The sequence below is a fragment of the bacterium genome, from assembly GCA_021159335.1.
Taxonomy (GTDB): Bacteria; UBP14; UBA6098; order B30-G16; family B30-G16; genus JAGGRZ01.
In genome coordinates this window covers 1-9137 of record JAGGRZ010000086.1, presented here as the reverse complement: position 1 = coordinate 9137, position 9137 = coordinate 1, and the positions used below count along the sequence as shown (strand labels likewise).

At 44.8% G+C, this 9137-nt stretch carries 6 protein-coding genes; 2 read left to right on the top strand and 4 right to left on the bottom strand.

The genetic code is table 11. The annotated features are described in order from the left end of the window. Positions 1–134: 134 nt before the first annotated feature. Both J7J62_05225 and J7J62_05220 read left to right on the top strand, forming a co-directional pair. Positions 135–1397 carry a competence/damage-inducible protein A gene (locus J7J62_05225; protein ID MCD6124554.1) on the top strand — a complete coding sequence of 421 codons (1263 nt, stop codon included), beginning with the start codon at positions 135–137 and terminating at the stop codon, positions 1395–1397. A gap of 95 nt (positions 1398–1492) precedes the next feature. Then, entirely contained in the window at positions 1493–4708 is a 3216-nt protein-coding gene (locus tag J7J62_05220) for a hypothetical protein (protein ID MCD6124553.1), read from the top strand. A 47-nt stretch (positions 4709–4755) separates the two neighbouring features. Here the strand turns inward: J7J62_05220 and J7J62_05215 are convergent, their stop codons facing one another. The 4 genes from J7J62_05215 to J7J62_05200 form a co-directional block, all read right to left on the bottom strand. Beyond that, positions 4756–5331, bottom strand: a complete 576-nt coding sequence (locus J7J62_05215) for a hypothetical protein (GenBank protein MCD6124552.1) — start codon at positions 5329–5331, stop codon at positions 4756–4758. Between the two features lie 58 nt (positions 5332–5389). After that, complete coding sequence (locus tag J7J62_05210) at positions 5390–6793, bottom strand: sodium/proline symporter (protein ID MCD6124551.1); 1404 nt, start codon at positions 6791–6793, stop codon at positions 5390–5392. A 114-nt stretch (positions 6794–6907) separates the two neighbouring features. After that, complete coding sequence (locus J7J62_05205; GenBank protein ID MCD6124550.1) at positions 6908–7576, bottom strand: redox-sensing transcriptional repressor Rex; 669 nt, start codon at positions 7574–7576, stop codon at positions 6908–6910. Positions 7577–7590: 14 nt separating this feature from the next. Continuing rightward, the gene (locus J7J62_05200) at positions 7591–8955 is read right to left on the bottom strand and encodes an NADP-dependent malic enzyme (protein MCD6124549.1); all 1365 of its coding nucleotides are present in this window, start codon (positions 8953–8955) and stop codon (positions 7591–7593) included. Positions 8956–9137 lie beyond the last annotated feature (182 nt).

The window sequence follows — 9137 nt, the reverse complement described above, 5'->3', positions numbered from 1 at the left end:
AGTCAAAATTCCGCCCGCCTCAAGGGCAGAAAAAATACCGGGTGGTTGGGGAGTGCTGCTTGATGATGTGATATCAGGGATTTATGCAAATATCGGGCTTTGGATTCTGATACTTTTAACGGGGGTGTAAGAACATGCCCAAGGCAGCGATAATAACCATAGGCGATGAAATACTAAGAGGGAGGATAATAGATACCAATTCGGCATGGCTCGCGAAAAAGCTTTTTCTTCTTGGGGTAGATGTCATTCACCACCAAACCGTCCCTGACAGGTTAGATGCGATATCCAAGGCTCTATCGTATGTCAATGAAGCCGACATAATAATAACTACTGGCGGACTCGGTCCCACACCTGATGACGCCACAAGAAAAGCCTTATCCGAATTTCTCGGTAAGAAACTTATTTTCCACGAGGAAATAGCGAAGACCATAGAGGAAAGGTTCATCAAGCGTGGTATAAAAATGCCCGAAGTGAACCTCGTTCAAGCCTATTTGCCTGAGGGGGGAATAGCGCTCGAAAATCCCGAAGGCACCGCACCCGGAATATTCGTCGAATGGCAAGGAAAGCTAATCTTCCTCCTTCCCGGACCACCAAGAGAAATGCAAGCAGTTTACCATTCGGTGGAAAAAATACTCAGGGAAAGAATTAAGGCAAAAAAAGTTCTGAATGCAATTTTCAAAACGATAGGTGTGCCCGAATCGGTCATAAACGAATGGATACAAGGAAAACAAATTCCTCAAAGTGCACAAATATCTTACTATCCATCACTTCGAGGAGTTGATGTATTTATCGTAGCTCGCGAGGAAAGCGTACTTAACGAAACCAAGAATATCTTATCGAAAATTCTGGGGAAATACACCTTCTCTCATAGTGAGGAGGAGCGTATAGAAAAGGTTATCGGGGAACTCCTCAGAAAAAGAGGGCAAACGCTTGCCACAGCGGAATCCTGCACAGGCGGGATGCTTGCGTCCTGGATTGTCGACATTCCGGGAAGTTCCGATTACTTCCTCGGTGGAGTCGTATCGTACTCGAATGAAGCCAAAATGAAGTTCCTGGGCGTTTCGGAGGAAAACCTCATAAAATACGGTGCCGTAAGTCCACAGGTAGCATTTGAAATGTCAAGCGGCGTCAGAGACCGTTTTCAAGCTACATTCGGAATAGGCATAACTGGCATAGCAGGACCCACAGGAGCGACTCCCACAAAACCTGTCGGGTTGGTCTACATCTCAGTTGCCTCGCCGGAAAAGGTTTGGGTTAGAAAGTACCATTTTGTCGGTGGAAGAAACGCAGTTCGCACAAGAAGCGCGACCGCTGCACTAAACATGCTATGGGTGGCGCTGAAATATGGTGAACTGGAAGACTACCCATTTGAAGACGGCGGCGAGTTCGCACGGTAATAACCACGAATACTGCAACCAAAATTTTTTGCGGAACCTCTTGCTTTTTAATGGTCATTATTATAAAATTATTTTAGGAGGTCGGATATCGTTTAATGCGCTCGTTTTTATACAGTATTATAATATTGTCTTATTCTATTAATGTTTTCGGGCAGATGGTTCTCGTTGATGATGCGCCTTTCTGTGGACATCACGACACGACCACATTTTCTGCCATATGGGACTCATTACGCGCACACGGTGCGACAGTTCACTTTACATCATCAGTAGGTAGGTTTCCAACTCTAAGCGGATATGACCTCGTGATACTTATGCATCATAATTACTGCTCGAGTGCTGGTTTTTCATATTCCCAGCGGACTCAGCTTATAGATTTCGTCTGCCACGGCGGAAACCTGTTAATAATGCCAATAGTAACCGATGATGTTAGCCCCCACAATCAACTCCTTGGTGACAGTCGATGGGCAACGGGTCTCTCATTCGACGGGAGCGGCGGAAGAATTTACACGACGAATATCGCCTCACTACCACCCTTAACCAATGGAGTTAGCCATCTTTTCTTCTTTCTCACAGCACTCATAAATGTTTCCCCGCCGGCAATGCCATTCGTATGGGACAGCAGCGGCACGAAAGTGATAGCAGCAATAAGTTACCCGCGGAGACTTGACGGCGAAGACTGCGACTGCCACCTCGGCGGAAGAATAGTAGCTATAGCCGATTGTCACACATTCGAGGTTCCCGTGGTCGGTTATGCCGAGCCAATGGACTTTAGGTTTATAATAAATACGGTTACAGCACTGGCGCGCGTATCCGGCGATACTCTCCAGAATTGTATACACCCCGAGGGGGTTCCCATCATAGATTCCACAAATTGCGCTGACCCAGGCGACACAGTTAACATTTGGGGCGATGGTTTTCCCGATTCAGTAGTGCTTCTCTTCGACGGCGATACAATAAGTTTTACCAGACACGACAGCACACATATCTCATTCGTCGTGCCCGATAGTGCGTCGCAGGGAATTCACACAGCCACACTCATAATTAACGGGAGAAGATTCTCAACACCGATAAGAGTTTACTGTGACTGGCTTGAGATAAGTCTTATAACCCCTTATTGTGCTGATGTGGGCGATACAGTTTACTTTTATGGTTCAAATTTCTCAGATAGCGCTATCATTCACTTCGGCGATTCACTTCTTGATACGAGTCAATTCGAGATAACGAGCGACACAACGGGATGGCTTATCATTCCTGACACAACAGGCATTCCATCAATCGGTAGTTTTCTCGATTCGCGCAGATTCTCAATTTGCATTGAGAACGAGCCAACCCAAGTAGCGTGCGCAAGCATTCTTGTCCCATGCCCGTGCCCGCCAGAAAGCGCAGCCGATATATCAATTGAAATAATAGATTTCTTCGAGCGAACCGATGGCACCGACACAGTCTATATAATCTACAACCTTGATGCGGATACCATTCAGAATATCATTCTCTTCTGCTCATCTGATGGCGGTTCGACCTGGACAGTTCCCTGCACAACCCTTTTCGGTGATGTGGGGGACAGCATAAGCCCCGGCGAAAGCCTCATTATAAGCTGGGCTGCTGGCGTTGATGTTCCTGATACAGAGCATTCTCGCTGGGCTTTCATGATACAAGCAGTCGAGCATCTACCGGGTTCCGCGAGCGACACATTAAATTATATAGTACGCGACAGCGACGACCCTGGCGTTACATTCAGTTGGATAGATACAGCGGATGGGGACTCAGTTGACACAATTCTTTGCAATTGCACTGCGGGATACACCTGTGACGACAGCTATCATCGCATCAACCTGCCTTTCGTCTTCACATTCTACGGTGACACGCACAGCTTTATGTATGTATCCACCAATGGATTCATAACTTTTAATACCGCGGGCGCATGGTGGTGGATTAACGACCCTATCCCGGATGCATCAGCGCCAAACAACTACATAGCTGCACTTTGGGACGATATCTACATTAGGCCGACAAGTTGCCTTTATGTCGTTTTCGGGGGAACAACGCCTAATCGCTGGGTAGCCGTCATCTGGCGAAATGTGGGGCATTACCTAACATTTTCATCAGCCACCTTCTGGACATTTGAACTGATAATATACGAGGACGGCACCATAATTTTCCAATATCTTGACCTTAACGGATGCCCGCTTTCCGGGTATGACTACGGCGGAAGCGCAACAGTAGGGCTCGAAAATGCATCCGGGACCGGCGGCTATCAATACTCTTACAACTCAGCAGTTCTATCGGACTCATTCAGAATAGAATTCATCCCTTCAGTCGAATGCCCTTACGGCGCGATATTCGCATCAGACATATCTGAACTTGGTCCTGTTGACACAAGAAAACCATCGGTTTCTGTGAATTGTCCGCCTAACGGCAATGCGGGCGAATTAACCACGATAAGCTGGACCGTTGTTGACTCGTTTATTCCACCTTTAACACTTGGGCCACCTTTTCCCATAACAATAAGCTACTCAACAGACGGTGGCGGAAGTTGGCATTCGATAGGAACCTACGAAAATACTGGTTCGACCAGTTGGCGTTACCCAAATGTAATAGCAGACAGCGTTACTATAAGACTTTGTGCCATAGACAGCTTTGGACACATTCGATGCGACACATGCGGACCATTCTCCATTACTGGTGACACAACAAGGCCATGGGGCTACGCCTACTCTGATACATGTTCGCCCGATTCTGTGGTATTTGTGGTGCACGACAGCGCCGGAATAGACTGGAGCAGCGTGTGTATTCTCGACCCTATAGGCATTCTTTGTTATCCTGATTCAATGGATGTTATAAACGACACAATACTCGTTTTCCACACAAGGTTGCCCAACTCCCTGCTTGATGGCACAGTAAGGCGAATCATAAGAATGGTAACACTGAGCGATAGCAACGGCAACACTATGAGCGAGAGTATTTTAGAGGATTCCATGACCGTATTTTTCAGGCATCCCTGTTGCTATCCTGCAGTGGCATGGCGCGTGTGTCCGGAGGGTACCATGGATACAATTTTTACATCCTGCGCGCCAGTTAATGTTATTTTCGCTGTTACAGATACTTCAGGAGAAACCATTGACACATCAAGGATTTACTTAAGTCGGCGCATAGGCGGATTGATAGAGCCTGTGCCACGCGATTCCGTAACGATAACGGTCGCAGGAGATACTGTCTACATAGGTGTCTTGGGCATTTTTTCGGACAGTTCAATAATATCCATTAACATTGACAGCATATTTACCACCAACAATTGTAAAACATCCCGCTAAGACATCGCGGGATGCCAATAGAATGGTAAAAAATTTGGATTAACTAATTAAAGGTCGTATTTATATAAATCATCTGGGATTATGAAACTCACAATAACAGAACATGGTTCAGGATATCCACATGCAGGAGAAGAATAATTCCAGTTATAATTATAACCATAGCAATCATCGTAATAAGTAGTATTATAATATGAATTCATTCTGTTTTTAAGAACAGCTTTAAGATTTTCCATACAGCGATGTTTCCAGTCCATATCACAATAACAGCAGACAACTGCGCACTTAGATATAATTATGTCAGCATAAGTTAAAGTAAATGTGTATCTACCTTCAGGAACACTTCTTAAAGTTATGGTTTGATCACCCATTAACATTTCAATTCTCAAATCGTTAAAGTAACCATCAGGTCCATCAATATGGAGACTGCCGTAACGACCAAAGTAAAGCGATAATGGAAGTTTTATAGTGATATTGATTTTAACATCACAGTAATTTCTTTTTTCCTTCTCCTTATCGCTTTCCGGTTGCGGGGGTGGACTAACTTCAGGATTCATAGTACATCCTATGATAAATAAAAAACCTAATGAAACAATAAAAGACAAAAAATGTTTACTTTTTACCATGATTCCTCCTTTAATAAGTTATTATTCAATTAATAAATCTGACAAAATTTTTGTCAAGTCAATTTTTTATCTTGGATACAACTATTGCTCCAAGAAGTGACAAAAAGAATGCAGGTATAAGTTCGTAAATTATTGATTTTAGAAATTGAGTGTTATACCATATAACTGTTACCACAGGGCCTATAATGAGGCTCGCCAGCGCACCCCACTTGTTGAACTTTCTCCAATATAACCCAAGTATAACTATAGGCCCAAATGCAGCTCCAAGAGCGCTCCACGCATAAAGAACAAATGTGTATATAGTCCGCACATTAAGAAGCGCGAATATCATTGCAATACCCGTAAAAAGTATGATAAGCTCACGAGTGGTTTTTACCGCCTTTTTCTGCTCTATCGATTTTCCAGTTATTTTTACCCAGAAATCATTAACCAGCGTACTGGCGATGTAAATAAGCTGTGAATCAGCAGTCGACATTATAGCGGCTGTAACCGCCGAAAGAACCACACCAGCTATAATAGGGTGCGCATACGAACTCGTAAAATGTGGCAAAGCGTGCTCAGGGTCCGCAAGACCTGGCAGTAAAACCCGCGTTGCTATACCAAGAGTCACAGAACCAAAAAACACTATCGCCCCCCAAATTGAAAATATTAACGCAGAACGAGATGCTTCCCTCTCGTCCTGAACTGTTATGTATCGGATCACTATATGCGGCATCCCGGGATAGCCAAGCGCAATCCCAAGAGTTCCGATTATGAATGCCAAAGCACCAGTAGATGGAATAAAGTTCGCGAGTCCCTCTGCCGAAAGTTTAGCAATAATATTCCCAAAACCCCCGCTGATTATTACTGCGTAAATGGGGAACAAAAGCATCACAACAACCATCAATAGACCTTGAATAAGGTCGGTAAAACACACGGCAGCATATCCCCCCATAATAACATACATACCGATAATTATCGCTCCTATAAGCACTCCTGTTTGATAATCGAAAAGGTGCATTCCAGCAACGAACTTTCCCGAACCGGTGAACTGCGCAGTAACATAGGAGAGCATGAAGACTACTATTATCACCCCGCCAACAAATCGTAGTATATGTTTATCGTCACCGAGTCGCTTCTCAATGTAGTCGGAGAGCATGTAGATATCTTCGCCTGCGGTAGCGTGTCTTAGCTGCCTCATTATGAACACGGCATTAAAAAGAAATCCGAGCATGCAGGCTATAGCTGCCCAATAGGCTGCAACACCTTTGGAGTATCCAAGCCCGGCAAGACCGAGCATAACCCACGCGCTCTCACCACTCGCCGCCGATGATATGGCTGTTACCCATGCTCCAAGTCCCTTGTTGGCAGCAATAAAACCACCGTAGGTGCGGGCGTATTTGCGATCAGCCCATAAACCTATAAGCAACAAAACTACAAGATAAGTAACGAAAGTAACAACAATAGCTATTTGAGACCCCATATCACCTCCCTGTTTTACGGTAGTAAAAAATAAAAAATATTAAGGATAGGGAAAACGAAAATTGCTACCAATCAGATTGGTAGGGTAAGTTCTGCCCACTGCCGTGAAATAAAATTACCGCTTCGCGGGTTGATAGCATCTGCACACTCTGTCTGGATTAACCATGTAGTATGTTATGCTTTCAAGCTCACCGAGAAGATTCACATTCTTGAGGAAAAAACCTTCAGGTATGGGCACGCGAACTTCGGTGAAATTAAGAATTCCCTTTATTCCCGCATCGATAACCTTTTTTATAGCTTCCTTGGCAGCCTCTTTTGGAACAGCTACTATCGCTATCTGAATGTCGTTTTTCTTGGCAACTTTTCCTATCTCATCGGTATGATAAACCTGTATCCCCCTGTAGGTCTTGCCCACGAGGTTAGGGTCAATATCAAATATCGCGACCACATCAAATCCAGTCTTTTTAAGGCCTTTGTACTTCACAAGAGCCTTTCCTATATTACCAAGTCCCACAATAGCTACATTCCATCGTCTGTTTATACCAAGGATCTCTTCAAGACGCTCAATCAGTTCCTTCACATCATACCCTTTGCCTTTAACCCCAAAACTTCCGAAGCAGGAAAGGTCCTTTCTTACCTGAGCAGGGGTAAAACCATTTCGCCGAGCTATCTCCGTGGAAACAATATAATCCTTACCCTCCGCGAGTGCTTCTTTTAAAGTCCTTAGATAAACAGAAAGACGCTCGACAGTAGGCAGAGACATAACTCCCATGGACTGAGGCATGTCCCGCTCCTTTTTTAATCTTCATCATTAGGAGGAGGCGGTATGTATCCCTCTTTCATAAGAAGATGCACCTGTTCCCTCGCACTGCGAATTTTTTCCTCAGCCATTCGCATAAGTTCATCCTTGGTTCTTTTGACGCGAGCTACACCCTGCTCTATAGCCTTAAGAGCGACCGCAACAGCCTCACGAGGGAAAACCTCCCACTCCTCCATCAAAGGTATAATATAATCCTCTCTTAATCCTTTGTCCTCAGCAACTTTTGCGAGCTCATAGGCGGCTGCAAGGCACATTTCATCAGTTATAGTTTTCGCACGAACATCGAGCGCACCGCGGAAAATCCCGGGAAAACCAAGTGAATTGTTAACCTGATTGGGAAAGTCTGAGCGCCCCGTAGCCACTATTTTCGCGCCCGCTGCTTTGGCATCCCAAGGATAGATTTCTGGAACCGGATTCGCACACACGAAAAGTATAGGGTCACGAGCCATCAGTTTCACCCATTCTGGTTCAATAACGCCTGGTCCCGGTTTCGAAAGAGCTATAACCACATCAGCGTCCTTCATTGCTTCAGGTATCCCGCCGCTAATTTTATCTGGATTAGTTATTTGAGCAAGTTCCCATTTTTCCTTGTATTTCGTCGCCAAAATTTCGGCATCTTCGCGCTCTGTGTGAAGTATGCCTTTAGAGTCGACCATTATCACATTTTCTGGCTTAACACCAGCGAGGAACATCTGGTGTGCAACTCTGATGTTTGCTGCCCCAGCGCCCACCATAGCAACCTTGATTTCGGAAAGTTTTTTATTTACCAATTTGACCGCATTTATAAGCCCCGCCACAGTGACCGCAGCCGTTCCCTGCTGGTCATCATGCCAGACTGGGATATTAGCGCGCTTGCGGAGCTCATCAAGGATATAAAAGCACTTAGGTTGAGAAATATCTTCAAGATTAATCCCACCGAAAGACGGCTGAAGCTTAAGGACGAAATCGATTAGTTCATCTGGGTCTTTGGTGTCCACACATATTGGGAACGCATCAACGCCACCAAGATACTTGAACAACAATGCTTTGCCCTCCATAACGGGCATCGCAGCCTCAGGACCTATGTCACCTAAGCCAAGAACTCTCGTGCCATCGCTCACTACAGCTACAAAGTTCCCCTTGTTCGTATGTTCAAAAACAGTAAGTGGGTCATCCTTTATCGCAAGACAAGGTTTTGCAACCCCTGGGGTATACCATATTGCGAAATCGTCCATATTGCGGACTACACACTTTGCCATCACCTGTATTTTACCCTGATAGAAAGGATGCAGGCGCATGGCGTCCCTGCCCGGCTTCTCAGCCTTGCGAATCAACTCCTCACGCGTTAATTTTTCATCAGACATCTCAACGCCTCCTATGAGTTTGTGAAATTTATAACATAATATCAAAGTCCGTCATCATGTCAAGTCAAAACGGAAATATAAATGCGGTTTTAACTCATTATAACAATCTCTTTTTGCGAAAATTAAACTTATTAACTAATGCCACTAATTTTTCGATTTGACAAAAACAGTCAAAAGGACAA